We start from the raw sequence: 26,560 nt of genomic DNA, 5'->3' as shown, positions 1-26,560 counted from the left end.
CGCAGCCGGCAGGACGCCGCTAGCTGGGTATCGGCCGTGTTCGCACTGTTGGGAGCCCGCATCCAATACGGCTGGAGCTCGAGCCCGCATGGTCCTCGCGAGCGTGGCATTCGATCGGCATCCCCGATCCGTGTTACCGTGAAGTCCCGTGGGTCAATCACGGATTCCGGCGCGCGCGGCCACGAAACACATCTTCGTCAGCGGTGGTGTCGCCTCTTCACTCGGCAAGGGTCTGACCGCCTCCAGCCTCGGTCAGCTGCTCACTTCGCGCGGTTTGCGCGTCACGATGCAGAAGTTGGATCCGTACCTGAACGTCGATCCCGGCACCATGAACCCCTTCCAGCACGGTGAGGTGTTCGTGACCGAGGACGGCGCGGAAACGGACCTTGACGTCGGTCACTACGAGCGTTTTTTGGATCGCGATCTATCGGGGATCGCGAATGTCACCACCGGCCAGATCTATTCGTCGGTGATCGCCAAGGAGCGCCGGGGCGAATACCTCGGCGACACCGTGCAGGTGATCCCGCACATCACCGATGCCATCAAGGAACGGATCCTCGCCATGGCGGGCCCGGACCTGCACGGCCAGGTGCCGGATGTGGTCATCACCGAGATCGGCGGCACCGTCGGCGATATCGAATCGCAGCCGTTCCTCGAGGCGGCGCGGCAGATCCGCCACGAGGTGGGCCGGGACAACTGCTTCTTCCTGCACGTCACGCTGGTGCCGTTCCTCGGCCCCTCGGGCGAGCTGAAGACCAAGCCGACCCAGCACTCCGTCGCCGCGCTGCGCAATATCGGCATCCAGCCCGATGCGCTCATCCTGCGCTGCGACCGGGACGTGCCGCAGCCGCTCAAGAACAAGATCGCGCTCATGTGCGACGTGGATGTGGATGCCTGCATCTCCACCCCCGACGCGCCGTCGATCTACGACATTCCGAAGGTGCTGCACCGCGAGGGCCTGGACGCGTACGTGGTGCGCCGGCTCGGCCTGCCGTTCCGCGATGTGGACTGGACGGTGTGGGGCGACCTGCTGGATCGGGTGCACAACCCGCGCGAGCAGGTGACCGTCGCACTGGTCGGCAAGTACGTGGATCTGCCCGATGCCTACCTGTCGGTCACCGAGGCGCTGCGCGCCGGCGGTTTCGCCTCCAAGGCCAAGGTCAACATTCGCTGGGTGCAGTCCGACGAGTGCGAGACCGAGGCCGGGGCGCGTCAGCACCTGCACGATGTGGACGCCGTGCTCATCCCGGGCGGCTTCGGCATTCGCGGCATCGAGGGCAAGGTCGGGGCGATCAAGTACACCCGCACCCATGGCATTCCGACCCTGGGCCTGTGCCTGGGCCTGCAGTGCATGGTGATCGAGGCCGCGCGCTCGGTGGGCATGAAGGACGCCAACTCCGCGGAGTTCGAGCCGGATGTGAAGTACCCGGTCATCTCCACCATGGCCGATCAGGAGCAGGCCGTGGCCGGTGAGGCCGACCTGGGCGGCACCATGCGCCTGGGCGCGTATCCGGCGGTCCTCGAGAAGGATTCCGTGGTGGCGCAGGCCTACGGCGCGACCGAGGTGTCCGAACGGCACCGGCACCGCTACGAGGTGAACAACGCCTACCGCGACAAGATCGCCAAGAGCGGGCTGAAGTTCTCCGGCACCTCCCCGGACGGCCACCTGGTCGAGTTCGTGGAGCTGCCGCAGGACAAGCATCCGTTCTTCGTCGCCACCCAGGCGCATCCGGAGCTCAAGTCGCGTCCGACCCGCCCGCATCCGCTGTTCGCCGCGCTGATCTCGGCCGCCCTGAAATACAAGGCCGCCGAACGGCTTCCGGTGGAGATCCCGGCCGAGGCGAAAGCCGACGAGGGTGAGAAAGTGTCCAAGTGACATCTCCGGGCACCCATGAGTTCGACACCGTTTCCAGCCGCATCGCGTATTCGGGCGCCATCCTGGCGTTGCGGCTGGATCAGGTGGTCATGCCCGGTGGGCGGATCGCCGAACGCGAGGTGATCGAACACCACGCCGCGGTCGCGGTCGCGGCGGTGGACGAGCACGACAATCTGGTGCTGATCAACCAGTACCGGCATCCGGTCGGGCGGCGGCTGCTGGAGCTGCCCGCCGGATTGCTGGACAAGCAGGGCGAGGATCCCCTGGAGGCGGCCAAGCGCGAGCTGGCCGAGGAGACCGGTCTCGCCGCGCGCGAGTGGGCGGTGCTGGTGGATATCGCGCTGTCGCCCGGCTTCACCGATGAGGCGCTGCGGATCTATCTGGCATCGGACCTCTACGAAACCGACCGGCCCGACCCGGAACTGGAAGAGGCCGACATCCAGCTGGTCCGCATGCCCCTCGCGGAGGCGGTGCGCAAGGCCCTCGGCGGCGAGATCACCAATGCCACGGCCGTGGCGGGCGTGACCGCGCTGATGACCGCCCGCGCCACCGGGGCGACGCTGCGCCCGGCCGCTGCGCCGTGGCCCGGGATGCCCACGGCGTTCCTCGATCGCAAAGCGGCAGAGCAGGCCGAGCGCTAGCTCCGTCATTCCGCGTGCTCTTTGGCCGGAATCCACTGTGGATCCCGGCCAAAACCATGTCGGGATGACGAGTCGATGCCCGCGGGTGTGGGAACGATTCGGTACCAAGCGGTATCGAACACGGTTTCGGCGCCGACTTTGTCGGTGCCTGCTGCCATGATGTCGCGCATGCCTATCGCCGCGCTGGATCGTCAGGTCGATGCCTATCTCGACCATCTGACGGTCGAGCGCGGCGCGGCGCGGAACACCCTGTCGGCCTATCGGCGCGATCTGAACCGGTACCGGGATTTCCTGGATACGCGGGGGATAGAAACCCTGGCAAAGGTTTCCGAAACCGATATCGCCGATTTCATGGTGTCCCTGCGCGCCGGCGACGCGGATCATCCCGCCCTGGCGGCCAGTTCGGCCGCCCGCGCCCTCGTCGCCGTCCGCGGCCTGCACCGCTTCTCCACCGCCGAGGGCATCACCCTCGCCGATGTCGCGCACCCGGTGAAACCACCCACCCCCGCCCGCCGCCTCCCCAAAGCCCTGCCCTACGACCAGATTTCACGCTTGCTGGAAGCCGCCGGGGGAGACGCGGCCGACGGCCCCCGCGGCATACGCGACCGCGCCCTACTGGAACTCCTGTACTCCACCGGCGCCCGCATCTCCGAACTCGTCGGCCTGGACGTGGACGATATCGACACCGAAGGACGCGCGGTCATCCTGCACGGCAAGGGCGGCAAACAACGCATGGTCCCCGTCGGCCGCCCCGCCCTGTCCGCTCTGGACGCCTACCTGGTCCGCGGCCGCCCCGCGCTTTCGTTGCGCGGCAAAGGCAACAGCGCCCTGTTCCTCAACCATCGCGGCGGCCGGCTATCCCGCCAAACGGCTTGGCAGGTCCTGCAATCCGCTGCTGAGCGCGCCGGAATCGCCGCTCAGGTGTCCCCGCACACGCTGCGGCATTCGTTCGCCACACATCTGCTGGATGGTGGCGCAGATGTGCGAGTTGTCCAGGAGTTGCTCGGTCACGCCTCGGTGACGACCACCCAGATCTACACTCTGGTGACCGTCGGGACGCTGCACGAGGTGTGGGCAACCGCGCATCCGCGTGCCCGCTGACCAGTCTGAAGTGCACCTTTAGGGCGCGTGTCCGAGCGAGGGTCTTGCGCGAACAGACGGTAGCGTCTATTAGGTACCGACCGCACACGCGGCCGGGCGCGCCGTTCCAGGCACCACCCGGTGCCCGGAGCGGACAAGGGCAGGAACGTCGAAGGAGCAGCGGACGTGACGACAGCCGGTGGTGCGGGCCAGCGGATCGAAACCGCCGCGCAAACATTGTGGGAGGCACCCGATGTGGTGTCCGACGGCGCGGAACTCGGTCCCACCGGGCGCCCGATGCGGGAGATTCCGGAGCCTCCCCAGCCCGATCACACGGGCGACGCGCTGATCGTCGCCATGTGCAATCAGAAGGGCGGGGTGGGCAAGACCACCTCGACCATCAATCTCGGTGCGGCGCTGGCCGAGTACGGGCGCAAGGTGCTGCTGGTGGATCTGGATCCGCAGGGGGCGCTGTCGGCGGGGCTCGGGGTGGCGCACCACGACCTGGATCAGACCGTGCACAACCTCTTGGTCGGGCCGAGCCGGGTGACCGTGGACGATGTGCTGCTGAACACCAAGGTCGAGGGCATGGATCTGCTGCCCAGCAATATCGATCTGTCGGCGGCGGAGATCCAGCTGGTCAATGAGGTCGGGCGTGAGCAGACGCTGGGCCGGGCGCTGGCGCCGCTGCGCAATCGCTACGACTACATCCTCATCGACTGCCAGCCCTCGCTGGGCCTGCTCACCGTGAACGCGCTGGCGTGCGCGGACGGGGTCATCATCCCCATGGAATGCGAGTACTTCTCACTACGCGGGCTAGCCCTGCTCAATGACACCGTGGAGAAGGTGCGGGACCGGTTGAATCCGGCGCTGACCCTGTACGGCATCGTGGTCACCATGTTCGATGCCCGTCTGCTGCATTCGCGTCAGGTCATGACGCGCGTGGTCGAGGTGTTCGGCGACCTCGTCTACGACACCGTCATCTCGCGCACCGTGCGTTTCCCGGACGCCAGCGTCGCGGGTGAGCCCATTACCACCTGGGCGCCGAAATCCGGTGGCGCGGAAGCCTATCGGGCCATGGCGCGGGAAGTCATCCACCGGTCGGGCCGTTGAACGATGCTCTCGACACCGCGCCCGAGCCCGAGACGGCGGACGCGGATTCCGACATGCCCGGGGACCTGAACGAGTCCCCGGGTTCGCCCGTTGTGGCCGATATCGTTGCCGAGTCGGACAATTCGGACAAGAAGTCCGGATTCCATCTGAGCCTGAGCAACTTCCAGGGCCCGTTCGACCTGCTGCTGCAGCTGATCTCCCAGCGCCGCCTCGATGTCACCGAGGTCGCCCTGCACAAGGTCACCGACGAATTCATCGCCTACACCAAGGCTTTGACCGCCAGCATGTCCGAGGAACAGGGGCTGCGCGCCGACAAGATCCTCGACCAGACCACCGAATTCCTGGTCATCGCCGCCACGCTGCTGGATCTGAAGGCCGCGCGATTGCTGCCCTCCGGCGAGGTCGCCGACGAGGAGGACCTCGAACTCCTGGAGGCCCGCGACCTGCTCTTCGCCCGACTATTGCAGTACCGCGCTTTCAAGCAGGTGGCGGAATTGCTCGGCGAGCTCGAGGCCGCGGCGCTGCAACGGTATCCGCGCGCGGTGTCCCTGGAAGAGCGCTTCTTGGAGCTGTTGCCGGAGGTTACGCTGGGTGTTGACGCCGCGGGATTCGCGGAGGTCGCCGCTGCCGCCTTCCGGCCGCGCCCCGCGCCCAAGGTGGGCCTGGATCACATCCACCAGCACGCCATTTCGGTGGCGGAGCAGGCCGCCCTGGTGCTCGAGATGCTCAAGCGGGCCGGCGTGGGCGGTTGGACGAGCTTTCACGAACTCTGCGCCGACTGCGAGACGCCGATCCAGATCGTCGCGCGCTTCCTGGCACTGCTCGAGCTCTACCGGGGCAAGACGATCGAATTCGAACAGCCGGACCCGCTGGGCCCGCTGTCGATCAGCTGGATCGGCGAGCCGCAGGACCGACCGGCCCAGCCGGTGACCATCGAGGAGGACTACGGGTGACCGAGGTGCAGAACCTGAGCGAAGACCTGCCGGAATCGGTCGAGAGCGCCCAGGACCCGGCCCTGCCCGACTCGTCCGCGGAAGCTCCCGATCATGGCGGCGGCGTGAGCTCCGACATCCAGCACTCCGGTGCCGCGGTGCCCCCGGATTCAGCGGACGGACAGGACTCGGATTCGGGGCAGCCGCGGACGGAGGGGGCTGGTCTGGGGCCATCTGCCGCGGCGTTCCTGGCGGCGGGCAGGGCCGAGGGAGCCCGCCTCCGTGCACGGGACGCGGAGCCGCCCGCGACCGAGACGGCACCCACCGTCGCCGCGGGCGACTCGGGAGCCGCGGGCGACTCGCGGGAGGACTCGGCAGCGCGGGATGCCGACGACACCTCCGATCTGCCGGAGGACGAGGCGGATCGGGAGGAGGCGCTCGACGAGGTCGAGTTCCGGGGTGCGCTCGAGGCGATGCTGCTCGTGGTGGACGCGCCCGCGCCGGTCGAGTTGCTGGCGTCGGCGCTCAACGATCATCCGATGCGGGTCGAGGTGGCGCTGCGGGAGATGTCGGAAGAACTGACCGCGCGGCGTAGTGGCATGGATCTCAGATTTGTCGGGGACGGGTGGCGTTACTACACGCGGACCGAGTTCGCACCCTATGTGGAACGTATGCTTTTGGATGGCGCACGGTCGAAGCTGACCCGGGCCGCTTTGGAAACTCTGGCGGTCATCGCGTACCGTCAACCGGTTACCCGAGCCCGAGTGAGTGCGGTGCGCGGTGTGAATGTGGACGGCGTGATCCGGACCCTGCTCGCGCGGGGGCTGATCGCGGAGGCTGGAGCGGACCCGGAGACCAACGGCACTCTGTACGTCACCACCGAACTGTTCCTGGAACGGATCGGACTCGCGTCCCTGGCGGATCTGCCGCCGTTGGCGCCCTTGCTCCCGGGCGTCGACCTGATCGACGAGATCAACGAGAGCCTGGAAACGGACCCTCGCTACACCAGGCTCAAAAAGCCTGCCGAGGCGGATATCGACCTCGGCACCGAAGATTGATTGGACAACGTGAATACACCCGCTCGCCGAGATGGCACACCGGAACGTAGGAAACGTGGATTCGAACCGCAGAGCGGTTCCCGCGCCGTACGCGGCAGGGCCTCCGGGTCCCCGCAGTCACGCGGCGCCTCATACGACAGCGCACGCGGCGGCTCCTCCGCGCGTGGCGGTTCGTACGACTCTCGCGGCGGCGCATCCTCGCGCGGCGGTTCGTATGACGCCCGCGGTGGCTCCTCGCGCGGCTCGTACGATACTCGTGGCGGATCGTCGTCGCGTGGCGGTTCGTTTGACGCCCGTGGCGGATCGTCGTCGCGCGGCGGCTCGTACGACTCGCGCGGCGGCTCCTCGCGGGGCAACTCCTATGACTCGCGCGGCGCGTCCTCGCGTGGCGGTTCGTACGACTCCCGCGGCGGATCTTCCTCCCGCGGTGATTCCCGGGGCGGTGGTTCGCACGGCGACTCGCGGTCCTGGGGCGAAGGCTCGCGCGGTCGCGGCACCGCCCCGTCGGCGCGCGCGGGCAATGTCCCGCCGCGCGGTCAGGGTCGCGGCGGCGATGGCCGAGATGGCCAGGGCCGCACCGGTTTCGGTTCCGGCCGCACCGGTTTCGGGGCGGATCGCAATGCCGCGCGCGGCCGGATCGGCGGCGATCGGCCGCTGGCTCCGCGCACCGCGCCGGTGAAGAAGAAGACCACGCCGAAGCCCGCGAGCATCGCGCCCGCGTCGGTGCTGATCTCCAATGCCAAGCCGGCGCGTCGCCAGAATGTGGAGACGCCGAGCGAGGGGCCGAAGAAGCTCCCGTGGGGCGAGGGCGAGCGCTTGCAGAAGGTGCTGGCCAAGGCCGGCGTCGGTTCGCGCCGTGTGGCCGAGGACATGATCGCCCAGGGCCGCATCGAGGTCGACGGTGAGATCGTGCGCGAGCAGGGCCTGCGCATCGATCCGCAGAACGCGGTGGTGCGCGTCGACGGCGTGCGCATCGTGGTCCGCGACGAGCAGGTCTACCTGGCGCTGAACAAGCCCAAGGGCTGGCAGTCCACCATGTCCGACGAGATGGGCCGCCCGTGCGTGGGCGATATCGTGGCCGAGCGGGTTGCCGCCGGTCAGCGCCTGTTCCACGTCGGCCGCCTGGATGCCGACACCGAGGGCCTGCTGCTGCTCACCAATGACGGCGATCTGGCGCACCGGCTCATGCACCCCTCCTTCGAGGTGCCCAAGACCTATCTCGCCACCGTGAACGGCGAGATCAAGGACCGCACTGTGGGCAAGCGCCTCAAGGACGGCGTGCAGCTGGAAGACGGCCCGGCCGGCGTCGACCGCTTCCAGGTGCTCGAGGTCGGCGAGGGCAAAACGCTGGTGAAGGTGGTCCTGCACGAGGGCCGCAAGCACATCGTGCGCCGCCTGCTGGCCGCGGTCGGGTTCCCCGTCACCGCGCTGGTGCGCACACATCTGGGCCCGGTGGCCCTGGGCGATCAGCGCCCGGGCACGCTGCGCGCCCTGGGCCGGGACGAAATCGGGAAGCTCTACGAGGCGGTGTCGTTGTGAACGGTGTGGGAAGTCTGATCGACGCGACCGGTGCGCTGTCCGGGACGGCGCCGCTGGTCGTCGCCATGGACGGCCCGTCCGGCACCGGCAAGTCGAGCGTGTCGCGCTTGCTGGCGACGCGGCTCGAGGCCAGCTATCTCGATACCGGCGCCATGTACCGGGTGGCGACGCTGCGCGTGCTGCGCAGCGGCGTGGACCTCGACGATGCCGCCGCCATCGCGGTGGCGGTCAAGGAGCTGCCGCTGACCATCGGCACCGATCCGCATCGCGAGCTCATCCTGCTCGACGGTGAGGACGTGTCGAGCGAGATCCGCGGCAATGCCGTCACCAAGGCCGTGTCGGCGGTGTCCGCGGTGCCCGAGGTGCGCGAGCAGCTGGTCGCCCTGCAGCGCGAGATCACCGTGGCCGCGGGCCGGATCGTGGTGGAGGGCCGCGATATCGGCACCGTGGTGCTGCCCGAGGCCGATGTGAAGATCTATCTCACCGCCTCCGCCGAGGCCCGGGCATTCCGTCGCAATGCCCAGAACATCGCCGAGGGGCGCGGCGACGATTACGAGGCGGTGCTGGCCGATGTGCAGCGCCGCGACAATCTCGATTCGACCCGTGCGGTGTCCCCGCTGCGTCCCGCCGAAGACGCGGTGCTGGTCGACACCAGCGACCTGAACAAGGACGAGGTCATCGACGAGCTGTATCGCGTGGTGCGGCAGCAGATTTCGGCAGGAGGAGCGCAGTGACGCAGGACACCTTCGCCGGTGACGGTATCTGGACCGACGAAACCGATTGGGAGCTCGCCGAATTCGAGGGCGAGCAGGACGCCGAGCACGTCCCCATGCCCACCCTCGCCATTGTCGGCCGGCCCAATGTCGGCAAATCGACTCTGGTGAACCGCATCCTGGGCCGCCGCGAAGCGGTGGTCGAGGATATTCCGGGCGTCACCCGCGACCGCATCTCCTACGAGGCCACCTGGGCCGGGCGCAAGTTCCTGGTGCAGGACACCGGCGGCTGGGAGCCCGACGCCAAGGGCCTGCAGCAGTCGGTGGCCCGCCAGGCCGAGGTCGCCATGCAGACCGCCGACGCCATCCTGGTGATCGTGGACGCCACCGTCGGCGCCACCGCCACCGATGAGGCGGTGGCGAAGGTGCTGCGCCGCTCCAAGACTCCGGTCATCCTGGTCGCCAACAAGGTCGACAACGAGAAGATCGAATCCGATGCCGCGGCGCTGTGGTCGATGGGCCTGGGCGAGCCGTACATGATCTCGGCCGCGCACGGCCGCGGCACCGGCGATCTGCTCGACGCCGCCCTGGCAGTGCTGCCCGAAACCCCGCGTGAGGGTGGCGGTCTGGTGGGCGGCCCGCGCCGCGTGGCCCTGGTCGGCAAGCCGAACGTCGGCAAATCCAGTCTGCTCAACAAGCTTTCGGGCCAGGAGCGCTCGGTCGTCCACGATGTCGCCGGCACCACCGTCGACCCGGTCGACTCGCTGGTCGAATTGGGCGGCAAGCCATGGCGTTTCGTCGATACCGCCGGTCTGCGGCGCAAGGTCGCCAATGCCAGCGGCACCGAGTTCTACGCCTCGTTGCGCACCAAGTCGGCCATCGAGGCCGCCGAGGTCGCCGTCATGCTCATCGACGCCTCCCAGCCCATCACCGAGCAGGACCTGCGGGTCATCTCCATGGTCGCCGAAACCGGCCGCGCCCTGGTGATCGCCTATAACAAATGGGATCTCGTCGACGAGGACCGCCGCGAGCGCCTCGAACGCGAAATCGACCTGGAAATGGTCCAGGTCCGCTGGGCCCAGCGCGTCAATATCTCCGCCCACACCGGCCGCGCCGTCCAGAAGCTCGTCCCCGCCATGGAAACCGCCCTGGAATCCTGGGACAAGCGCATCTCCACCGGCCGCCTGAACAACTGGCTCAAAGAGGTCGTGGCGGCCACCCCGCCCCCCATGCGCGGCGGCCGCCTCCCCCGCGTCCTCTTCGCCACCCAGGCCTCCACCCGCCCCCCGACGTTCGTCCTCTTCACCACCGGCTTCCTCGAGGCCGGCTACCGCCGCTTCCTGGAACGCAAGCTGCGCGAGGAGTTCAACTTCGACGGCTCCCCGGTCCGCATCAACGTGCGCGTCCGCGAGAAACGGGATCGCAAGAAGTAGTCCGGCCGCACCTCCACCGCCGCGCCCCTTCCGAGTCCGGAAGGGGCGCGGCTGAATTTCCCGTGCTTGCGCGATGTCGTGATCGGCCCCGGGCGCGAAACGGGATCGCAAGGCGTAGCGATACAAAAGGTAGGGTAGTACGCCATCGCGCCCCCTCCGGAATCCCGGAGGGGGCGCGGTCGTTTTCGGGGCTGAATGCGGAGGCGGCGGCGTACCTTTGAAATCGTTCTCGCAGTTCGAGAGGGGGCCGCATGCTGGAGGCGGGTGAGGTCTTCGCCGGGTTCGTCATCGAGCGGCGGCTGGGGGCGGGTGGGATGGGGCAGGTCTATCTGGCTCGGCATCCGCGGTTGCCGCGGCTGGTGGCGTTGAAGTTGCTGGGGGAGGAGTTCGCGACGGATGCGGAGTCGCGGGCGCGGTTCGAGCGGGAAGCCGATCTCGTGGCGCGGCTGGATCATCCGAATATCGTGTCGGTGTACGACCGGGGGATGGACGGCGGGCGGATGTGGATCGCCATGCAGTTCGTGGACGGGGTGGACGGGTCCACGTTGGAGTCGCGGACCATGCCGGCGGAGCGGGCGATGTTCATTCTCGCGGAGACGGCGAAGGCGCTGGATTACGCGCATACGGTGGGGGTGCTGCACCGGGACGTGAAGCCGGCCAATATTCTGCTGGCGCGGCCGGCGCTCGGGCACGATGAGCGAATCCTGTTGACCGACTTCGGGATCGGGCGGTTGCGGGATGACACCAAGCAGGTGACGCAAGCGGGGACGTTCACCGCGACGCTGGCGTATGCCTCGCCGGAGCAGCTCAGCGGGAAGCCGCTCGATCATCATGCCGACCAGTATTCGCTGGCGTGCACACTGTTCTGGCTGTTGTGCGGATCGACGCCGTTCGCCTCGGACAATCCGGGGGCGATCATTGCCGGGCAGTTGAACGATCCGCCGCCGCCGCTGGCCACTCGGCGGCCGGGTCTGCCGCCGGCGCTGGATGGCGTGCTGCGGCGGGCGATGGCGAAGAATCCAGCCGATCGTTTCGCCACCTGCACCGAATTCGCCACGGCGGCACAGCGTGCGCTGACACCCACCGAACCGACGGTGGTGGCCTCGCCCCGGGTGGATGATCCGACCACGGTGCTCGATGATCCGACCACGGTCTTCACTCCGCCACCGGCGCCGCCGGGCGCGGTCCAACCTTCCATACGGCCGCCGGCGGAGCAGTTCTCCGCGCGGCCGCCGGCGGAGCACTCTTCCGTGCGACCAGCAGCGGAGCACCCGTCCATGCGACCGCCCGCTCAGCGCTCTGGAGAGCCGATTCCGCCGGCCGGGGGAAACCGCTGGATCGCGGTGGTGTCGCTCGGCGTCATCGTGCTGCTCGTGCTCGCGGCCCTGCTCATCTGGGCGACCGGGTGATCATTGCGTCATGGTGTGGATGAAGTGTTCGTAGCCGTCCAGTAGCCGGTCCAGGCCGAAGCGGAAATCGGCGTCCTCCCAATCGATGTCGTCGTCCTCGAAGGCGCGGTTGGTGATGGCGCGGTTGAGGGCGGGGAAGCGCTCGGGGTCGATGACCTGGGCGAGGATGGCGGTGAAGTCGACATCCTCGGCGTTGCTCAGGGTGCGGAGGAAATCGGCCCGGCCGATGACGTACATCGACAGGTTCATGATCAGTTGAAGGCTGAGCGTTTCCGGAATGCCCGCGTCGGCCATGGCGGACATGCCGGCTTCCAGCCACGCCATATTGTTCGGGCCCATGGGCGGTCCCGATCGCGGGATGTCGAGCCACCAGTCACGGGCGCGGATCATGCGGAACTCGGCCCAGGCCCAGGCTTCCAGACCGGCGCGCCAATCGGCCGCGGGCAGTTCGGGCGGCAGACCGCAGACATGGTCCAGCAGCAATTCGGCCAAAGTGTCCTTGCTGTCCACATAGCGGTACAGCGACATGGTGGTGAAGCCGAGTTCCTTGGCGATGCGGCTCATGGACAGGGCGGCGTACCCCTCGGCGTCGGCGACCGTGACCGCCGCGTCCAGGATCTGCTCGAGGCTGAGCGTGCGCTTCGGGCCGCGAGTCCCCGTGCCGCCCAGATCCCACAGCAGCCGGACCGAGTTGGGTAGGACAACCTCGTCCACTGCGACCTCCTGTCGTCGTTCTGTCTCCTGCCATCTTGCGCCATCGCGGAAACTGTGTAGCCTATAAACAAAGTGTATTCCATACACAGTTTCCGAACGGGGGTTCCCATGACGACATCCGGACCGCAGCCCGCCATCGAGGTCGCCGAGCTCGAGAAGTCCTTCGGCAAGCACGCCGTCCTGCGCGGCATCGACGTGAATGTTCCTGCCGGAACGGTCTTTTCGCTACTCGGGCCGAACGGCGCGGGCAAGACGACGATGGTTCGCATTCTCGCCACGTTGAGCGCACCGGATGGGGGAGAGGTGCGCGTGGGCGGCCGCGACCCGGTGCGCGATGCCGAGGGCGTGCGCGAGCTCATCGGCGTCACCGGGCAGTACGCGGCGGTGGACGAGGTGCTCACCGGCATCGAGAACCTGAGGCTGGTGGGCAAGCTGCTCCACCTCGGAGCTACTGAAACAGAGTACCGCGCAACACGATTGCTGGAGCAGTTCGGTTTGACCGAGGCCGCCCGCAAGCGCGTGGGCTCCTATTCCGGCGGTATGCAGCGCCGTCTGGATCTGGCCATGAGCCTGATGGGCGAACCGCAGATCCTGTTCCTGGACGAGCCGACCACCGGCCTGGATCCGCGCAGCCGCCGCGAACTCTGGGAGGTGATCCGCGGCCTGGTCGCCGGCGGCATGACCATCTTCCTCACCACGCAATATCTCGAGGAGGCCGACCAGCTGGCCGATCGCATCGCGGTGCTCGATGACGGCAAGATCGTCGCCGAGGGCACCGCCGAGGAGCTCAAGCGCCTGGCCCCGGGCGGCCACATCCGTTTGAGCTTCGCCGATGCGCAGGGCCTGGCCGCCGCGGCCCGCGCGGTACCGGTCGCCGAGGTCGACGCCGAGCAACTGACGCTGCAGGTCCCGTCCGACGGCAGCGTCGACGATATCCGCCGCATCCTGGACCGTTTCGACGATCACGCCATCACCATCGACCAATTGGCCATCCACACCCCGGATCTCGACGATGTCTTCTTCGCCCTGACCGGCGCTCCCGCGAAAGGCGTAGTGCAATGACGACTCTGATCACCGCGAGCCAGGATTCGGTCACCATGGTGGGCCGCAATCTCCGGCACACGCTCCGCAGCCCGGACACCATGATCATGACGATCGCCGTCCCGATCATGATCCTGCTCATGTTCGTCTACGTCTTCGGCGGCGCGATGTCGGTCGGAAACGACAGGTACATCAACTATGTGGTCCCCGGAATCATCCTGCTCTGCGCGGGTTTCGGCTCCGGCGCCACCGCCGTGAGCGTCGCCACCGATCTGCACAGTGGCATTGTCGATCGCTTCCGCGCCATGGCGGTCTCCCGGACGTCCATGCTGGCCGGTCATGTGGCCGAGAGCGTGCTGCGCAATCTGATCACCACCGGTCTGGTCACCCTGGTGGCCGTCGCCATGGGTTTCCGCCCGACGGCCGATCCGCTCGAGTGGCTCGGCGTGGCCGGCATCGTCACCGCCTATGTGCTCGCCCTGTCCTGGCTGGCCGCCGCGCTGGGAATGCTCGCCTCGAACCCGGAGGCCGCCAATGGGTTCAGCATCGCGTTCATGTTCATCCCCTACATCAGCAGCGCCTTCGTGCCGCCGCAGACGATGCCCGCCTGGCTGCACGGCTTCGCCGAACACCAGCCGGTCACGCCGGTCACCGAAACCGCCCGCGGTCTCCTCATGGGCGCCCCCATCGGCGACAGTGCCTGGCTGGCCCTGGCTTGGTGCGCCGCAATCGGTTTCGCCGGTTACCTGGCCGCCGGCGCCCTGTACCGCCGGCGCAACGCCTGATCGCATTCCTCTACGCCGATATGCGCATTGTGGCATGTATGTCCAGCATGCCGGGAAATATGAAGCGGCACATCATAGATCGGCGAAAACCGGAGCACAGGGAGGTCGGCGGAAGATGTTGGGTTCCGCACACTTCCTACCAAGCAAGTGCTTGGGTTGCTACCGTCGGAAGGGCAGGAGGACGGTGACGGGCATCGATCGCAAAGTGGCGATACGCGCTCAGCCTTACCGGACCGCGCTTTTCGCGGCGGAACTATCAATGGGGATGTGACCGGGGGCAATTCAATTCGGCTAGGCGTCTGTTCGGAGGACGCCGGCGTGTGGCGTCGCGCGCGTGCCCGTCTACCGGCAAGGCAATAGACAGGAACGACTCATGAACGACACCAAGGTGATCCCGGACCCGAACCACCCGCTGCTCCCCCTGGCCCGGGCTTACACCAACTACTTCACACCCACCGTGACCGGTGTGGAGAATGTGCCGGCCGCCGGGCCGGCGCTGATCATCGGCAATCACTCGTCGATCTATTGGGCGCCGGAGGTGTGGATCACCTTCATGGCCATGATGGAGCGCCGCCCCGACGAGCCCACGCACGGCGTCGCGCACGAGATCCTCTTGCGCGCACCGCTACTGGGTGACAGCCTCAAGCAGTTCGGCGTGATCCCGGCCTCGCAGGACGCGGCCACGCAGGGGCTCAAGGACGGCGGCGCGGTCATGGTGTACCCGGGCGGCGACTGGGAGGCGTGCCGGCCGTGGACCGATCGGGGGAAGATCGATTTCGCCGGCCGCAAGGGCTTCATCCGGCTGGCGCTGAAGCTGGGGGTGCCGGTGATTCCGGCGGTCGCCAACGGCGGCCACGATTCGATCTTCATTCTGAGCCGCGGCGAGCGCACCGCCAAGCTGTTGCAGCTGGACAAGCTGGTGCGCGCCAAGGTGTTTCCCTATACCGTCGGCCTGCCGTTCGGCGTGGCCCCGATCCTGCCGCAGATTCCGCTGCCCGCGCACGTGAGCGTGAGCTTCCTGCCGGCGCTGACCTGGTCGACCGAACCGGGCGATCCCGAGGACGCCGATCTGGTCGACTCGTACTACGAGCAGACCGTGACGACCATGCAGACCGAGCTGGATCGGCTGCGCGCGGAGACGCCGCACCCGGTGGTGACCGGGCTGAAGAAGCACGCGGAGGGCCTTCCCGGCCCGCTGTCCGCGCTGGCTAATCTGCTGTAACCGATTTCCGGCCCTCGTCCGGCGCGCATGCACGGGTCCGGTTCCGGATTGTGGTTAACTCTCGGCACGCGTCAGCTGTGCCGCGGTGGCGGCACGGACCGAGAGGCTGGAAAGCATGGTGCGCCTGCTGCATTCGGTGGGACCCGCGGTGGCGGCGGTGGGTGCGCTGGCCACCGTCTTCGCGGTCCCGCCGCTCCTGGATGCCGCGGTGCCGACCCGCGAGACCGCGGTGGCGCCGGGGACCGTCATCACGCTGACCGCCTCGGGCGTCGGATCGCTCTCCGGTGGTGAGGATCCCGCGAATGCGGTCGCCTTCGTGGTCCCCGAGCCCATGGATCGGATCGCGACCGGCAGCGAGACGGTCGCGGTGCTGCGGTCGGAGGTGGACGATCAGCGGCTGTCGGTGTCGGTGGTGGACGGCATCACCGACTTCGCGGTCGCCGCACCGCGATTGCTGCTGCCCTTGCGGGCCGCCGGGGAACAGGTGGACTTCGACGGCGGCGTGTTCCGGGCGGGGGAGTTCGAGGGCCTGACCTGCGTGCTGCCCAATACCGCCGGCGGCGTGTGCGCGGTCGCCACGAGCGGGGATGTGGCGGTGACGGTCACGGTGGCGGGCACGACCCGCGAGGCGGGGCGCGCGCTCATCGCCATGGTGCTGGAATCCAGCCGGGCGGTGACCGAATGAGCTGGTCAGGCCCGGAGGCGGCAGCGGAGCGTTACCACGCGGGGTCACCGCTCATGCCCGGCGGACACGGCATGAGCTGGTTCCAACCTCGGTCGGCGCTGTTCTGGGTGTATTGCGCCGCGGTGGTCGCGGGTCCGATCCTGTTCCTGGCACAATCGTTCGGGCAGATCTGGTTCGCGGGCGCACCGGCCTTCGCGGCCCTGCCCATCACGCTGCTGACGCTGCTGGTCTTCGGTTCGATCCTGTTCTGGCTCGATCCCTTCCGCGCCCGCCGCCGCTTGGGCGCTCCCATGGCCATGGGTTTCATCTGGGGTGCGACGGTCTGGACCGGCCTGGCGCTATGGGCCAACGACCATGTGACCCGGGTGGTCACGAATCTGGGCGGCGATCGTTTTGCGTCGAACTGGTCGGCCGCCATCGCCGCGCCCATCGACGAGGAATTGATCAAGGCGATCGGTATCGCGGTGGTGTGCGTGCTGTTCCGCCCGCTGCTGAGCCGGCCCATACACGGTTTCCTGATCGGCGGCTCGGTGGGCCTGGGCGCGCAGATCGCCGAGGACGGGCTCTACAGCGTGCAGACCGCGCTGAACGCACCGCAGCATCCGGTGGCCGATGTGCTCATGGTCGCGGTGCTGCGCCTGGTGACGGCGTTCACCTCGCACTGGGCCATGTCGGCGCTGGTGGGTGTGGGCATTGTGGTGCTGCTGACCCGCACGGAGCGCTCGTGGCCTTGGCGGCTGGGGGTTTTCGCCCTGTTCTACCTGTGCGCGGTCATCATGCATTTCATTTTCGATGCCCCGCGCCCCGCCGGGCCGGGCTGGCTGGTGATGTTCCTGCCGATCCTCGTGGATCTGGCGATCTTCACCCTGGCCTACCGCTGGGTCTTGCACGCCGAACGGAATTGGCTGCGCGCCACCATCGCCGAGCCCGCCGCCCGCGCGCTCGGCACCGAGGCGCAGCTGTCCTGCCTGCTCACCCAGCACCGCCGCCGCAAGGCGCGCGCACTGCTGCGGCGCCACACCCGCCTCGGCCGCCGTCAGGCGCAGCGCTACGAGAACGATCTGATCGATCGGGTGGCGGCGCTGCCCGATGCTCCGCGCGAGCAAATTCTCAGATAGCGCAATGACACGCGCGCCGGTCGCTTGCCTCACAGGTCCGGAACGATAGCGTTTGCCAATATGAGTGAGGGAAAACCGCTTCCCGAGGGAACGGGGACCGACCGCGCGCGTGAGCTTCTGGAGCGGCGACAGCAAGCACTGTGCAACTATCTCGACGCCAGTGCCGAGATCGCGAACACCCGTATCCGCGCCAACCTCACGGGGTGGAAGCGCTGGTTTCACCGTATGCCGGGCGGTCCCATCGCCCATGCCATGCATCGCCGGGACGCGCTGCTGCGCGATCTGGCACGCCATGGCGTCGGCGCGGACGACCATCGCTGGGGTGTGCTGTCCGGCGGCTATATTCGCAGCCTGGGCGCGGCGATCTGCCTGGAGAACACCCTCACCGACCTGATCTCCCGCAATGCGGCGACCTCCCCGCACTGGACGCGCCAACTGCGCGTGGTCGCCGACTCCAGCGCGCAGGTGCGCCCGCTGGCGGCGGTCGGCGATCGCGCCGCCGTGGCCGACCTCATCGATCAGGTCATCGCCGTCACCCGCGCCGCGCCCGACGATATCGCGCGCCAGAAACTCGCCGACCATTTGCCGGGTGTACTCAGACCCATCCCCTCGGATATCGAAACCCTGCGCCGCAGCGACCAGCTCGTGGAGGTCGTCTTCGATGTGTATGCCGACACCATCAAACTCGACAACATCACCGTCAATCCCGAACTGCGCGGCGCCGGTCTGGGCACCGCCACCCTGCAACACCTCTGCCGCGCCGCCGACGCCCACCACCTGTATATCGTCGGCCAGCTGGTCCCCACCTTCCGCGACGACGACTCCGCCGTCCCGATTCTCGCCAATTGGTGCCGCAGTCACGGTTTCGCCGTGAACGAGCGGCTCGGCGGCCGCATCTCGCGCACCCCGGCCAGCGTTCCGGCCTGACCGGTCACCGCCATCCGGTGGCGGTTTGCAGGGCGAGACTGCCGATCGCCAGGGCGGCGCCCAGGATACCGCCGAAAAGCAGTGGCCGCGAGCCCGATTGGCGAACCCGCTGCCAGCTGAGCGCGGTGCCGATGGCGGTGAGCGCCGCGGCGATGAGCCAGGTGCTGACGTGCGCGAGCGGTGCGTTCGCGGCCGGCGGGATCACCCCGGTGCCGGCGATCACCGAGGCCGCGAGGAACAGCAGCACGAACACCGGCAGGATCCGCCGGGCTTGCAGCTTTTCCCCGGTAGGCGCGTGCCTGCGGCGTTCCCAATGCAGGCCGAGGCACATGGGGACGATCATCAGGCTGCGCGCCAGCTTCACGACCAGCGCGAATTGCGCTGCCGCGGGGCCGAAGACGACACCGGCCGCCAGCACCGAGGAGGTGTCGTTGATGGCGGTGCCCGCCCACAGCCCGAACGCCTCGTCGGACAGGCCGAGCAGCCGTCCCGCCGGCGGAAATACCAGGACCGCAAGCACATTGAACACGAAGATGGTGCCGAGCGCGTAGGCGGCGGTCTCACGCCGCGGGTGGATCACCGCGGTGGCGGCGGCAATGGCCGACGCGCCGCAGATGGTCGTCCCGACGCCCACCAGCGTGGCGGACTCGCGATCCAGGGCCAGCATTCGGCCCACCGCGAAGGCCGCGCCCACCCCGATGACCAGTGTCCCGATCAATACCAGTGCGGTCCGCCGGCCGACATTCAGCACCGCGTCGAACGGCAGCCCCAAGCCGAGCAGCACCACCGCCACCTGGAGCAGCCGCTGCCGCGCGACGCCGAGCCCGGGACCCAGCGGACCGGAATCCGACACCGCGCGTGCCCATATCGCCGCGATCGCCGCACCCGCGAGCAGGGCGATCACCGGTGTCCCGATGAAGGGCAGCGCCCGGCCCAGCACGGTCGCGGCGGCGGCGACGACCGCCACGACGAGCAGCCCGGGCGCACACGCGCGCACACTGATCATCGATTCACCATCGCGAGAAGCGGACTCGTCCGGTAGCCACCGAGATGCGAGCACCTCATAAGCACGGCTTATGGCAGCCGCGAAACCAATATCGATGGCGCTTCGTTGGCAGTGGGTGAGCATCCGTGGCTGGGCGTATACCGCGATCCGGGTCGTGCTGTCCCTGCTGATGATCGCGTTCGGAATGGTGAAAGTGATTCCGACGCAGTTCATCACCTTCACGCTGCCATCGGAGATGCTGGTTCCGCTGGGGGAGTCCTCGCCGTCGGGCATGTTGTGGAAATTCATGGCGACCTCGACGCCCTACACGGTGATCAGCGGTGTGGTGGAGGTGCTGGGCGGGTTGCTGCTCATTGCCCGCCGCACCGTGCTGCTGGGCGCGCTGGTGAGCATGGTCGCGCTGATCCAGGTGAGCATCCTCAATATCTGCTATGACGTGCCGGTGGTGCTCACGCCATTGCTGATGCTGGGCATGGCGCTGGTGGTGTCCATGCCGTGGTGGTCGCGGTTGATCGACGTGATGATCCGCAATCTGGATTCACCGGCGCTGCCGCGGACCCCTCTGGTGGCCGACCTCCGCCTGCGCCGGGCGGGCGTGGCCGCGCATGCGGTGGCGGCGCTGGTCGTCCTGGTTGGCATGGGGGCCAATGGAATCAATCAATATCGCGACTACACCGACAGGCTCTCGGAGTTGGACGGGGTGTGGGCGGTGGAGCGGTTCCAGGGCGGTGGCCCGCGCTGGGTGCGGTTGGCGATCGACGACCGCCCGGGCTCCCAGCGGGTGGTCCTGCTCCGCGACGATGGTGAACCGCTCGAGTTCGACCTCGTCGTCGAGGAGCCCGAATCGCGACTGCGCGTAGGTGATTCGACCCTGAGCTACACACAGTCGACACCCGATACCCTGCGCCTGGCCGGTCCGTTCGAAGGCGCGGCAGCCGAAGTCGATCTGCATCGGCTGCCGCTGCGCTCCGAAACGCGGACCTTCCGGTGATGTCCGGTGCGCGCCTCAGCCGCGCCCGGTCAAGGTGATGACGCCGAAGATCTCACCCTGCGGCGCTCGCAGGATCCCCATGCGCCCGAACGGCCCGTCCTCGGGGCCCATGAGCTCCGTCGACCCGGCATTGACCGCCTCGGCCATGAGATCGTCGATATCGGCGACCTGGAACCAGGTCAGCCAGAACGGCGGGGTCTGCCCCGGATGGTTGGTGGTGTCGGAGATGCCGCCGACCGGGTCGCCGCCCGGATTCGCGAAGGTGGCGTACGGCGCGTCCGGCCCCTGCCCGACCTCGGTGAACGTCCAGCCGAAGACCTTGCCGTAGAACTCCTTCGCCACCTCGTACTGCGAGGTGTGCAGATCGTTCCAGCACCAGGCCCCGTTCTCGTTGTAGATCTCCGCGCCGTGGTGCGCCCTGGCCTGCCAGACGCCGAACATGGCGCCGGTGGGGTCGGCGGCGATGAACATGCGGCCCACGTCCAGCACATCGAACGGCGGCATGAGCACCATGCCGCCGGCGCCGCCGACGGCCGCGGCGACGGCATCGGCATCGTCGGCGGCGAAATAGGTGGTCCAGACCGAGGGCATGGGCGCGGCGCTCATCTTGGGGCCGATGCCCGCCGCGGGCCTGCCGTTCACCATCGCCATGAGGTAGCCGCCCGCCTCGGGCGGACTGTCCTGCACGTCCCAGCCGAGCAAACGGTGATAGTAGGCGCGGGCCGCGGCCGGGTCGTCGACCGAGCAGTCGACCCAGCACGGAGTTCCCTGAGGCCACGCGGTATCACGGGTGGGCATGGCGATCCTCCTGGGGCGGTTCGATGGTGCCGGACGGAGTGCTGGCTTATTGTCAGCTAATCACGGATCGGGCAATTTGGGCAGAGTTCGGCCGGATGTCGGGGTGGCGCGGGATCGCGCGGCTAGGCTGCCCGGAGGTAGGGATACCGCCGGGCGGCGGGTGCGATCGGTGGGGAGGCGCGATGACCGGATGGCTGCTGTTGCGGGGGCTGACCCGCGATCAAAGGCATTGGGGCGCATTCCCGCAGCTGCTGTCCACCGAGCTCGGCGCGCCGGTGGCGCTGCTCGATCCGCCCGGCTTCGGCACCGAATTCCGGCGGCGCTCACCGAGGACGATCGCCGGGATCGCGGATGACCTCCGCGCGCGATTCGAACCGGGCGACGGGACCTGGTCGGTGCTGGGCATTTCGCTGGGCGGCATGCTCGCCATGGACTGGTGCGCGCGCTATCCCGGTGATTTCGAGCGCTGCGTGGTCGTGAACACCAGTGCGCGCGAGGTGTCGAGCGTGCGGCGCATGCGCTGGGAGCCGGTGTCGGTCTTCGCCGGGCGGTCGTTCCGAACGCCGCGGGCGCACGAGTCGGCCGTCAGCCGGCTCACCATCAATCATCCCGATGTGGACCGGGTGGCGCTGGCCGAGGCGTGGGCCGCCTATCACAGCGACACCCCCGTGGCCCCGGCGAACGCCTTGGCCCAGGTCGTGGCCGCCGCGAGATTCCGTCTGCCGCAGCGCATTCCGATTCCGCTGCTGGTGCTGGCCGCCACCCACGACCGGCTCGCGCCGTTCCAGATGTCGCAGCGCATCGCCGGGCGCTACGGCGCGCCCATGCGGCTGCATCCCTCCGCCGGTCACGATCTGCCGGTGGACGACGGCCAGTGGGTGTGCCGCCGCATCGGCGAGTGGATCGGCGGCCCTCAGCGGGGCCAATAGTTCTCCGGCCCGGCCTGTTTCACCCCTTCGCTGGCCGCGGCATCGAGCCATTCCATGATGCTCCGGTCCTGGGTCAGATTGATGTAGAGGGCGGTGGCCTCGAAGACATAGCGGTAATGCTGAGCGCCCCAGCTGGCCTGCACCGCGAAATCCGGATTGGTATCGCAGGGTTCGGAACCGACGCCTTCGAGCGGGCAGCGAATTCCCCAGTCCTGATTCTGCCCGCGCATGCCCTCGTAGAGCCGCACGGCATCGGCGGCGTTCTGGAATGCGAAAACCTTGATGGTCAGCAGAATCTGATCGGTGTGATCGATATACGACCCGGAAACCGCTTGCGTGCAACCGTATTCGCGCAGCGTCTGCTGCACGTTCCAGGACATGTCGGAGGAATAGCACTCGTGCACGCCGCTGGTGCGCAGGGTGTAGTCGACATTCTTGGCATCGCGGAAGCTGCGCGGCAGCAGGGCGTCCACGGTGAACGGGGTCTTGTCGGTGGCGGCGGAGTCGAGGGTGTTCCAGTCGAAAGCCGTTGTGGTGGGCGCGGTGTCGTAGGTGGAGCTGGTCGGGTACGGGGAGTAGCCGACGGTCGTGGTGGCCGCGGCGGTGTTCTGCTCGCCGGTGTCGCGCGCTGCGACCGCGACGATGACGGCGATCAGCGCGACCAGTGCGACGACGCCCGCCACGATGCCGCCGACGAGCGCGCCCGAGGTGCCGCGCGGGGGCGCGGGAGCCGGAGTCGCGCCGGTGTTCGGCGGCCACGCGGGCTGCGGCACCGGGGGATGCGCGGTCCGCAGCGCCGTCAGCCATTCCCCGGCCGACGGGCGCGCATCGGTGGCGAGGGGGTCGGCGAACGCGCGCTCGAACAATGCCCGCAGGTCCGGATGCACTTCGGTGGTCAGCGTGGCCCGCCAATTGCCGTGCGGGATGGAGGGTGCGCCGAAATCCAGGAACAGGCCGCGATACAGCAGCACCGCGAGCGCGAACCGGTCGCTGTAGCGGTCGGGGGCATTGACCTGTCCGGTGAGCCGGCGCGGGTCGCACCACTCGGCGCCATCGGGCGCGCGCGGCGCGATGGTCTCGGCGGGATGCAGCAGCGCCGTGCTCGGAACGATGTACGCGTCGGGCTGAATTCGACTCCACAGCACGTTCTTCGGCGCGATATCGCCGTGCACGAGAGAACACTCCTCGAACGAGGCCACGATCTCGCAGAGCCGGATCAATACCGCGACACGGAAAGCCGCCTCGGGCGGACTCGCGGACATCGAGCACAGATGGTCGAAGGTCAGCGGCGCCCCGTCGTAGTTCAGGAACTCCTGAGGAAGCTGCCCTTGACCAGTGAACTGCGTCGGCTCCCACGACATCCGAGCCACCCTCCCATCCGGTGCCCCGGCACCGCCGTTCTGCGGTTCGAACTGTGCCATACCCGGCAATCGGGGACAAACCGAACAGTAATTCGGGGCGCGATCCCGGGTAGCCCCCGAAGAGTGCGAGCTCTTCCGGGGGCCCGCTCCGGGAGCGTGTCGGGGGTGACTGAAGGAGCCCTATTATTCGAGCACATTTCGCTGTGTTGCGGGTGTCCTGGCCCGCATTCGAATCATGTTGGCCCATTTCGATTCCGGATAAGGCCGCATATCGCGCAGATGATGTCACGGAATGCGAATCGAGGACGTTGTGCTCTCGCGGGAATTCGGTTTCGCACGAGCTGTTCGCGGGCACTCGCCCGAGGGGACTTTCGGCCCTACCCGTGCAGCGGCCCGCCTGATGATCTAGATAGCGAACAGGTTGCTGCTCATCGTGCAGCACCGCGAGATCGGGCGAGGAGCATGGTTTGCCGCGCGAGCTGACCCAGCGAGAGATCCTGACCGAACTGGAACCGGTGGCCGCCGGTTGCGTGGACCGCCACCTGTCCATCGCCAAGGACTGGCACCCCCACGATTACGTGCCCTGGGACGACGGGCGGAACTTCGCCGCCCTGGGCGGAACCGACTGGGATCCAGCGCAATCCCAGCTGAGCGAGGTCGCCAAGGCGGCGCTGATCACCAATTTGCTGACCGAGGACAATCTGCCCTCCTACCACCGCGAGATCTCGGAGAACTTCTCCCACGACGGTGCCTGGGGCGCCTGGGTGGGCCGCTGGACCGCGGAGGAGAACCGGCACAGCATCGTGCTGCGCGACTACCTCGTCGTCACCCGCGGCGTCGACCCGGTGGCGCTGGAGAACGCCCGAATGGCGCATATGACCGCGGGTTTCGGCGCACCCGGCGAAACCCGGGACGCCGGCTTCCTGCATTCGGTCGCCTATGTCAGCTTCCAGGAGCTGGCCACCCGGGTGAGCCACCGCAATACCGGCAAGGTCTGCAACGACCCCATCGCCGACCGCATGCTGCAGCGCATCGCCGCCGACGAGAACCTGCACATGATCTTCTACCGGAACATGTGCGGAGCGGCGCTGGACCTGGTGCCCGATCAGGCGATGGAGGCCATCGACACGATCGTGGAGAACTTCCGCATGCCCGGCACCGGCATGCCGAACTTTCGCCGCAATGGCGTGCTCATGGCCAAGCACGGCGTCTACGACCTGCGCCAGCATCTGGAGGAGGTGCTCATGCCGGTCATCCGCCAATGGAACATCTTCGGCCGCACCGACTTCACCGCCCGCGGCGAAAAGGCCCGGGAGCGCCTGGCGGGCTTCCTCGACGACCTCGAGCGGATCCGCATCCCGCGCTTCGAGGAACAGCGCGACCGCGCCCTGGCTCGCGAGCGGGCCCGAGCGGGAACGTAGCATCGGCGGAGTGAGAGAAGCAGGACGCACGACCGGCAGACCGGTGCGCCAGGGCACCACGGCCGAACTCCGCACCGTCTCCGGATTGCTGGCCCGCGCCTTCGTGGACGATCCGATGACCATGTGGCTGCATCCGAACGCCTCCGCGCGACTGGCCAAGCAGCACACCGTCTTCGAACTCCAGGCCCGCTACGCCCTGGCGTCCGGCAATGGCATCGAGCTGGCCGTCGACCAATCGGCCGGGCTGGTCGGCGCCGCCCTGTGGCTGGCGCCGCACCGCAGGTCACCGGCCATGACGCTGTCCGAGCGCGCCACCCTGTGGCGCGCCTACGGCCGCCACTACGGCCGCGCCGCCGCGGCCACCCGCCTGATCTGGTCCTCACACGTCCAGGAACCGCACCGGCATCTGCTGTCCATCGCCACGGCCCGCGAGTTCCGCGGCCGCGGCTACGCCCGCCATCTCATGGAATCCGGCCTGGACCGCTGCCGCGCCGAAGGGCTCCCGGCTCACCTGGAAACCTCCAAGCCGGAGAACCTCCCGTTCTACGGGCGGCTCGGCTTCGAGGTGACCACCACCGTCGCCCTGCCCGGCGGCGGCCCGACCGTCTGGCTGCTGCGTCACCAGCCGTAAGCCGGGATGGAAAGCCCCGCCTGCGGGACAGGCGGGGTGTCCGTGAGGGCCGACAATACAAACCGATCGGTTTGAAACCTCCGCTATGCTCCGCCCGTGATCGAAGGCACCATCCCCATCCGAACCGCCGCCGTGCTGCGGGAGACAGCCCTGAGAGTCGGTGCGGCACGAGGGCAGATCGCCTGCGCCGTGGGTGCCGAGGTGGACGGAACCGGCGATCCGCGGTTGCGCATACCCATCGAATCGGCGTGGCGGTTGTGGGAACTGATCGGCTCCGTCGGCGGTCCGGGCGCGGGCCTGTGCGCGGCCGCCACCGCCGAGCGGGGCGGGCTGGGGGTGTGGGACTACCTGTTCACGAGCCGGGCGACATTGGCCGAGAGTCTGCGCACCGTCATGGAGTTGCGTTCGGCGGTCACCGATCCGGCGGTGGTGTGGGAGGTCCGCGAGGATGGTGCGCTGCTCACCGTCCGGGTCGGGGTCGCCCAGGAAGCCGATCCGGTGTTCGTACCGGTCGAGGAGTTCGTGCTCGCGCTCATCCTGCGTCGGGTCCGCGAGGCCACGGGGCAGGAGGTCGTGCCCGTGCGGGTCGCGTTCACCCACCGCTGCACGCACCGGTATCGCGTCATGATCGAGGAATTCGGCACCGGCCGAATCGATTTCGGAGCGCCGTATTCCGAGGTCACCTTCCTGGGCGCGGGCGCGCTGGCCACCGGCGGCGATCCGGGTCTGGGTGAGGTGCTCTGCCACTACGCCGAACTGCTGCTCGCCGATTCCCGGCGGGCGCCGGACTGGCGGGAGGAACTGCACCTCGTGATATCCGACGCGCTGGCGTGTGGCGAGCCCGGGCTCGACGCCGTCGCCCGCCGGCTGGCGCTCAGCCCGCGAACCCTGCAGCGTCGCCTGCGCGAGCTGGACACGACCTGGCGCGCCGAGATCGAGCAGGTCCGCTTGCGGCAAGCCCGGAACCTGTTGCGCGACACCGAACTTCCGGTCCAATCGGTCGCCGCCCGCGTCGGCTATACCGACGCGCGCTCCCTGCGTCGCGCCTTCCGCCGGTGGACCGGGCAGACCCCGGACGGCTTCCGCGGAGGGATCGCGGACGAGTGTGCCGGATAGTCCGCGCGACGCCGATCGGCT

General features: G+C 68.3%; 26 protein-coding genes. 21 read left to right on the top strand and 5 right to left on the bottom strand.

Annotation, left to right across the window (positions count from 1 at the left end):
- Positions 1–148 precede the first annotated feature (148 nt).
- Positions 149–1,876 (top strand): CTP synthase, encoded by a 1,728-nt coding sequence (locus ACYQ5L_RS24850; protein WP_459960694.1) that lies wholly within the window; start codon positions 149–151, stop codon positions 1,874–1,876.
- Entirely contained in the window at positions 1,873–2,517 is a 645-nt protein-coding gene (locus tag ACYQ5L_RS24845; protein ID WP_459960692.1) for an NUDIX domain-containing protein, read from the top strand. Before ACYQ5L_RS24850 ends, ACYQ5L_RS24845 begins: the two co-directional genes overlap by 4 nt.
- 5 nt (positions 2,518–2,522) lie before the next feature.
- On the opposite strand, the gene ACYQ5L_RS24840 is transcribed toward ACYQ5L_RS24845, so the two are convergent.
- The gene (locus ACYQ5L_RS24840) at positions 2,523–2,687 is read right to left on the bottom strand and encodes a hypothetical protein (protein ID WP_459960690.1); all 165 of its coding nucleotides are present in this window, start codon (positions 2,685–2,687) and stop codon (positions 2,523–2,525) included.
- Here ACYQ5L_RS24840 and xerD point away from each other — a divergent pair.
- From xerD to ACYQ5L_RS24800, 8 genes are all read left to right on the top strand, one after another.
- Complete coding sequence (xerD, locus tag ACYQ5L_RS24835) at positions 2,686–3,618, top strand: site-specific tyrosine recombinase XerD (RefSeq protein ID WP_459960688.1); 933 nt, start codon at positions 2,686–2,688, stop codon at positions 3,616–3,618. The genes ACYQ5L_RS24840 and xerD overlap by 2 nt on opposite strands.
- Positions 3,619–3,894: 276 nt before the next feature.
- Entirely contained in the window at positions 3,895–4,710 is an 816-nt protein-coding gene (locus ACYQ5L_RS24830; RefSeq protein ID WP_459963530.1) for a ParA family protein, read from the top strand.
- 53 nt (positions 4,711–4,763) lie between these two features.
- The gene (locus ACYQ5L_RS24825; RefSeq protein WP_459963529.1) at positions 4,764–5,663 is read left to right on the top strand and encodes a segregation and condensation protein A; all 900 of its coding nucleotides are present in this window, start codon (positions 4,764–4,766) and stop codon (positions 5,661–5,663) included.
- A gap of 383 nt (positions 5,664–6,046) precedes the next feature.
- Positions 6,047–6,700 carry an SMC-Scp complex subunit ScpB gene (gene scpB, locus ACYQ5L_RS24820; protein ID WP_459963528.1) on the top strand — a complete coding sequence of 218 codons (654 nt, stop codon included), beginning with the start codon at positions 6,047–6,049 and terminating at the stop codon, positions 6,698–6,700.
- Positions 6,701–7,375: 675 nt separating this feature from the next.
- Positions 7,376–8,239 carry a pseudouridine synthase gene (locus ACYQ5L_RS24815; RefSeq protein WP_459960685.1) on the top strand — a complete coding sequence of 288 codons (864 nt, stop codon included), beginning with the start codon at positions 7,376–7,378 and terminating at the stop codon, positions 8,237–8,239.
- Positions 8,240–8,304: 65 nt separating this feature from the next.
- A complete protein-coding gene (gene cmk / locus ACYQ5L_RS24810; protein ID WP_459963527.1) occupies positions 8,305–8,973 on the top strand; it encodes a (d)CMP kinase in 669 nt (222 codons plus the stop codon).
- Complete coding sequence (gene der, locus ACYQ5L_RS24805; protein ID WP_459960682.1) at positions 8,970–10,385, top strand: ribosome biogenesis GTPase Der; 1,416 nt, start codon at positions 8,970–8,972, stop codon at positions 10,383–10,385. The genes cmk and der overlap by 4 nt, the downstream gene beginning before the upstream one ends.
- Before the next feature lie 251 nt (positions 10,386–10,636).
- Positions 10,637–11,794, top strand: coding sequence for a serine/threonine-protein kinase (locus tag ACYQ5L_RS24800; RefSeq protein ID WP_459960680.1), 1,158 nt, complete (start codon positions 10,637–10,639; stop codon positions 11,792–11,794).
- On the opposite strand, the gene ACYQ5L_RS24795 is transcribed toward ACYQ5L_RS24800, so the two are convergent.
- Positions 11,795–12,508, bottom strand: a complete 714-nt coding sequence (locus ACYQ5L_RS24795) for a TetR/AcrR family transcriptional regulator (protein WP_459960678.1) — start codon at positions 12,506–12,508, stop codon at positions 11,795–11,797.
- A gap of 108 nt (positions 12,509–12,616) precedes the next feature.
- Here ACYQ5L_RS24795 and ACYQ5L_RS24790 point away from each other — a divergent pair, with 108 nt between their 5' ends.
- The 6 genes from ACYQ5L_RS24790 (at position 12,617) to ACYQ5L_RS24765 (ending at position 18,286) form a co-directional block, all read left to right on the top strand.
- Entirely contained in the window at positions 12,617–13,570 is a 954-nt protein-coding gene (locus ACYQ5L_RS24790) for an ATP-binding cassette domain-containing protein (protein WP_459960676.1), read from the top strand.
- Positions 13,567–14,334: an ABC transporter permease gene (locus ACYQ5L_RS24785; protein ID WP_459960675.1), complete on the top strand. Its 768-nt coding sequence runs from the start codon at positions 13,567–13,569 to the stop codon at positions 14,332–14,334. Before ACYQ5L_RS24790 ends, ACYQ5L_RS24785 begins: the two co-directional genes overlap by 4 nt.
- A gap of 373 nt (positions 14,335–14,707) precedes the next feature.
- Entirely contained in the window at positions 14,708–15,556 is an 849-nt protein-coding gene (locus ACYQ5L_RS24780) for a lysophospholipid acyltransferase family protein (protein ID WP_459960673.1), read from the top strand.
- A gap of 115 nt (positions 15,557–15,671) precedes the next feature.
- Positions 15,672–16,241 (top strand): hypothetical protein, encoded by a 570-nt coding sequence (locus ACYQ5L_RS24775; RefSeq protein WP_459960671.1) that lies wholly within the window; start codon positions 15,672–15,674, stop codon positions 16,239–16,241.
- Positions 16,238–17,359, top strand: a complete 1,122-nt coding sequence (locus ACYQ5L_RS24770) for a PrsW family glutamic-type intramembrane protease (protein WP_459960669.1) — start codon at positions 16,238–16,240, stop codon at positions 17,357–17,359. Before ACYQ5L_RS24775 ends, ACYQ5L_RS24770 begins: the two co-directional genes overlap by 4 nt.
- A gap of 60 nt (positions 17,360–17,419) precedes the next feature.
- Positions 17,420–18,286 carry a hypothetical protein gene (locus ACYQ5L_RS24765; RefSeq protein WP_459960667.1) on the top strand — a complete coding sequence of 289 codons (867 nt, stop codon included), beginning with the start codon at positions 17,420–17,422 and terminating at the stop codon, positions 18,284–18,286.
- Positions 18,287–18,290: 4 nt separating this feature from the next.
- Here ACYQ5L_RS24765 and ACYQ5L_RS24760 read toward each other — a convergent pair whose 3' ends face one another.
- Positions 18,291–19,292 carry a YeiH family protein gene (locus ACYQ5L_RS24760; RefSeq protein WP_459960665.1) on the bottom strand — a complete coding sequence of 334 codons (1,002 nt, stop codon included), beginning with the start codon at positions 19,290–19,292 and terminating at the stop codon, positions 18,291–18,293.
- A gap of 94 nt (positions 19,293–19,386) precedes the next feature.
- On the opposite strand from ACYQ5L_RS24760, the gene ACYQ5L_RS24755 reads away from it, so the two are divergent.
- Positions 19,387–20,283 carry a hypothetical protein gene (locus ACYQ5L_RS24755; protein WP_459960663.1) on the top strand — a complete coding sequence of 299 codons (897 nt, stop codon included), beginning with the start codon at positions 19,387–19,389 and terminating at the stop codon, positions 20,281–20,283.
- Positions 20,284–20,298: 15 nt separating this feature from the next.
- On the opposite strand, the gene ACYQ5L_RS24750 is transcribed toward ACYQ5L_RS24755, so the two are convergent.
- On the bottom strand, positions 20,299–21,081 hold the full coding sequence (locus ACYQ5L_RS24750) for a VOC family protein (RefSeq protein WP_459960661.1): 783 nt from the start codon (positions 21,079–21,081) through the stop codon (positions 20,299–20,301).
- Positions 21,082–21,263: 182 nt separating this feature from the next.
- Between ACYQ5L_RS24750 and ACYQ5L_RS24745 the strand changes: the two genes are divergently transcribed.
- Positions 21,264–22,010 (top strand): alpha/beta fold hydrolase, encoded by a 747-nt coding sequence (locus ACYQ5L_RS24745; protein WP_459960659.1) that lies wholly within the window; start codon positions 21,264–21,266, stop codon positions 22,008–22,010.
- Here the strand turns inward: ACYQ5L_RS24745 and ACYQ5L_RS24740 are convergent.
- Positions 21,995–23,371, bottom strand: a complete 1,377-nt coding sequence (locus tag ACYQ5L_RS24740) for a hypothetical protein (protein WP_459960656.1) — start codon at positions 23,369–23,371, stop codon at positions 21,995–21,997. The genes ACYQ5L_RS24745 and ACYQ5L_RS24740 overlap by 16 nt on opposite strands.
- A 467-nt stretch (positions 23,372–23,838) precedes the next feature.
- Between ACYQ5L_RS24740 and ACYQ5L_RS24735 the strand changes: the two genes are divergently transcribed.
- The 3 genes from ACYQ5L_RS24735 (at position 23,839) to ACYQ5L_RS24725 (ending at position 26,539) form a co-directional block, all read left to right on the top strand.
- Positions 23,839–24,792: an acyl-ACP desaturase gene (locus tag ACYQ5L_RS24735; protein WP_459960654.1), complete on the top strand. Its 954-nt coding sequence runs from the start codon at positions 23,839–23,841 to the stop codon at positions 24,790–24,792.
- A 10-nt stretch (positions 24,793–24,802) separates the two neighbouring features.
- Complete coding sequence (locus ACYQ5L_RS24730; protein ID WP_459960652.1) at positions 24,803–25,423, top strand: GNAT family N-acetyltransferase; 621 nt, start codon at positions 24,803–24,805, stop codon at positions 25,421–25,423.
- A 96-nt stretch (positions 25,424–25,519) separates the two neighbouring features.
- Positions 25,520–26,539: a helix-turn-helix domain-containing protein gene (locus ACYQ5L_RS24725; RefSeq protein WP_459960650.1), complete on the top strand. Its 1,020-nt coding sequence runs from the start codon at positions 25,520–25,522 to the stop codon at positions 26,537–26,539.
- Positions 26,540–26,560 lie beyond the last annotated feature (21 nt).

The sequence above is a fragment of the Nocardia sp. IFM 10818 genome, from assembly GCF_054655275.1.
The sequence above is the reverse complement of the archived record's forward strand: the minus strand, read 5'-3'. Positions and strand labels throughout refer to the sequence as shown.

Coding starts and splice junctions, on each gene's coding strand:
- xerD (WP_459960688.1), top strand. CDS start 2,686: ATGCCTATCGCCGCGCTGGATCGTCAGGTCGATGCCTATCTCGACCAT.
- ACYQ5L_RS24840 (WP_459960690.1), bottom strand. CDS start 2,687: ATGCGCGACATCATGGCAGCAGGCACCGACAAAGTCGGCGCCGAAACC.
- ACYQ5L_RS24830 (WP_459963530.1), top strand. CDS start 3,895: ATGCGGGAGATTCCGGAGCCTCCCCAGCCCGATCACACGGGCGACGCG.
- ACYQ5L_RS24825 (WP_459963529.1), top strand. CDS start 4,764: ATGCCCGGGGACCTGAACGAGTCCCCGGGTTCGCCCGTTGTGGCCGAT.
- cmk (WP_459963527.1), top strand. CDS start 8,305: ATGGACGGCCCGTCCGGCACCGGCAAGTCGAGCGTGTCGCGCTTGCTG.
- ACYQ5L_RS24800 (WP_459960680.1), top strand. CDS start 10,637: ATGCTGGAGGCGGGTGAGGTCTTCGCCGGGTTCGTCATCGAGCGGCGG.
- ACYQ5L_RS24790 (WP_459960676.1), top strand. CDS start 12,617: ATGACGACATCCGGACCGCAGCCCGCCATCGAGGTCGCCGAGCTCGAG.
- ACYQ5L_RS24785 (WP_459960675.1), top strand. CDS start 13,567: ATGACGACTCTGATCACCGCGAGCCAGGATTCGGTCACCATGGTGGGC.
- ACYQ5L_RS24780 (WP_459960673.1), top strand. CDS start 14,708: ATGAACGACACCAAGGTGATCCCGGACCCGAACCACCCGCTGCTCCCC.
- ACYQ5L_RS24775 (WP_459960671.1), top strand. CDS start 15,672: ATGGTGCGCCTGCTGCATTCGGTGGGACCCGCGGTGGCGGCGGTGGGT.
- ACYQ5L_RS24770 (WP_459960669.1), top strand. CDS start 16,238: ATGAGCTGGTCAGGCCCGGAGGCGGCAGCGGAGCGTTACCACGCGGGG.
- ACYQ5L_RS24765 (WP_459960667.1), top strand. CDS start 17,420: ATGAGTGAGGGAAAACCGCTTCCCGAGGGAACGGGGACCGACCGCGCG.
- ACYQ5L_RS24760 (WP_459960665.1), bottom strand. CDS start 19,292: ATGATCAGTGTGCGCGCGTGTGCGCCCGGGCTGCTCGTCGTGGCGGTC.
- ACYQ5L_RS24755 (WP_459960663.1), top strand. CDS start 19,387: ATGGCGCTTCGTTGGCAGTGGGTGAGCATCCGTGGCTGGGCGTATACC.
- ACYQ5L_RS24750 (WP_459960661.1), bottom strand. CDS start 21,081: ATGCCCACCCGTGATACCGCGTGGCCTCAGGGAACTCCGTGCTGGGTC.
- ACYQ5L_RS24745 (WP_459960659.1), top strand. CDS start 21,264: ATGACCGGATGGCTGCTGTTGCGGGGGCTGACCCGCGATCAAAGGCAT.
- ACYQ5L_RS24740 (WP_459960656.1), bottom strand. CDS start 23,371: ATGTCGTGGGAGCCGACGCAGTTCACTGGTCAAGGGCAGCTTCCTCAG.